Annotated in this window: 2 protein-coding genes; both read right to left on the bottom strand. The window is 69.5% G+C overall.

Going from position 1 to position 1,964, the window contains the following annotated elements; genetic code table 11:
- The coding region (locus WB785_RS11015) for a cysteine desulfurase family protein (RefSeq protein WP_424079112.1) at positions 1-1,172 on the bottom strand (1,172 nt) is incomplete at its 3' end.
- 33 nt (positions 1,173-1,205) lie between these two features.
- On the bottom strand, positions 1,206-1,964 hold a 759-nt coding region (locus tag WB785_RS11010; protein WP_424079111.1), incomplete at its 5' end, for a lysophospholipid acyltransferase family protein.

The raw sequence follows: 1,964 nt of genomic DNA, 5'->3' as shown, positions 1-1,964 counted from the left end.
GCCCCCGCGGCCGCCAGCGCGGCTTGCCGCGCCCGGGCCACCGCACCCGGAAGCACCCGTAGCGCGGCATCAACGTCGGCGTCGACGCTGGTGTGCCCCAACGATAATCGCAACGATCCGCGGGCACTGGCAGGCTCAGCTCCCATGGCGAGCAACACGTGTGAGGGCTGTGGCACTCCGGCGGTGCACGCCGAGCCGGTTGAGCATTCGATCCCGTTGGCGTCCAGCAACATCAGCAGCGCATCGCCCTCGCACCCGTCGAAGGTGAAGTGCGCGTTGCCCGGTAACCGTCGCGAGCCGACAGCACCGTTGAGGCGAGTGTCCTCGATGCCCGCCAGCACACCGTCGACCAGACGGTCGCGCAGTAGCTGCAGCCGCGCGCTGTTGGCCTCAAGTCCGTCAACGGCAAGCTGCATCGCGGCAGCCATACCGACGGCGCCTGCGACATCGGGAGTGCCAGAACGAATGTCGCGTTCCTGGCCGCCGCCGTGTGACAGCGGCACGCTGCCCACGTCGCGACGCAGCAGCAGCGCACCCACACCGGGCGGGCCGCCGAACTTGTGGGCGGCCACACTCATCGCGGACAGCTGGCTGGCGCCGAAGACGACCGGCAGCTGGCCGATAGCCTGGACCGCGTCGGTGTGCATGGGGACGTCGAATTCCGCAGCGATCGCGGCGAGTTCGTCGATCGGCATGATCGTGCCGACCTCGTTGTTGGCCCACATCACCGAAACCAGCGCGACGTCGTCGTGGCGCTGCAGCACGTCACGCAGCGCGGCGGCGGACACCGATCCGTCGGTGGCGGTAGGCAAGAAAGTCACCTGGGCGCCTTCATGGTCAACCAGCCAGTTCACCGAGTCCAGCACAGCGTGGTGTTCCACCGCGGTGGTGACAATGCGCCGGTGCCGCGCCTGCGCGTCGTGGCGCGCCCAATAGATCCCCTTGACGGCGAGATTGTCGCTCTCGGTGCCGCCGGCGGTGAAGATCACCTCGGATGGACGCGCGCCCAGCTTGGCCGCGATCAACTCGCGGGACTCCTCCATTCGGCGCCGAGCGGCCCTGCCCGTGGTGTGCAGCGAGGAGGCATTGCCCACGGTGCTCAGCGCGCCCGTCATCGCCTCGATGGCAGCGGGGTACATCGGGGAGGTGGCGGCGTGATCCAGGTACACCATGACCCGCCCAGGATACCGAGGCCTCTCTAGAGGTCAGGAAGCCAGCACGGGCCGACGCTGCCCATGACCTGGGTGCGCCGCGGTTGTCGTGCGGATAGCGGCCTGGCAGCGGCGGGCCAGCTCACGCCGATCGGTACCCGGCAGCTGCAGTGATTCGACGTAGACCTGCGCCACCGTGCGCGGGGCGACCAGCAGGCGACCGATCGAACGCAGCAGCGTGTCGTCGCCGATGTAGGCCGGAACGGTCGAGACCCTGCCGTCGCGGTGGTAGTAGCGCAGGCGCAGCGGCTGGACCGGCCGGCCGGCGTCGACGGCGGCCTGGAACATCGCCGGATAAAACCGCCCGGACCCCAGCCCACACCAGGTGGTGCCCTCCGGGAACGCCACCACCGTCTGGCCCGCGCGTAACCGGGCGGCGACGGTGTCGACGACCGCAGGCAGCTGGCGCAGGCTGGCTCGGTCGATCGGGATGACCTTGATGATGCAGGCCATCATCCGCACGGCGAGATTGGCGGCGACGTCGGCGCGGCCGACAAACGATGCGGGCACCGTTCGCCACCGGGTTGTGGGAAGTACCGCGGCGATCGTCACGATGTCCAGCCAGGACATGTGGTCGCTGACCACCAATACACCGGGCAGATTGCGAATCGGCCCGCCCGACAACGTGATCCGGACGCCAAGGCACCGCAACAGCAGCCGGCAATACGCCCGTTTGGCCTGCGACCGGCCCGGCAGCGGCACCGCGACCAGTAACAGCGCCGGGGCCACCAGCAGCGCGAGGCCGGCCCGGAG

The sequence above is a fragment of the Mycobacterium sp. genome, from assembly GCF_049585075.1.
In the GTDB taxonomy this organism is placed as follows: domain Bacteria; phylum Actinomycetota; class Actinomycetes; order Mycobacteriales; family Mycobacteriaceae; genus Mycobacterium.
Note: the sequence above shows the minus strand (reverse complement) of the source record. Positions and strands in the feature narration are given on the sequence as shown.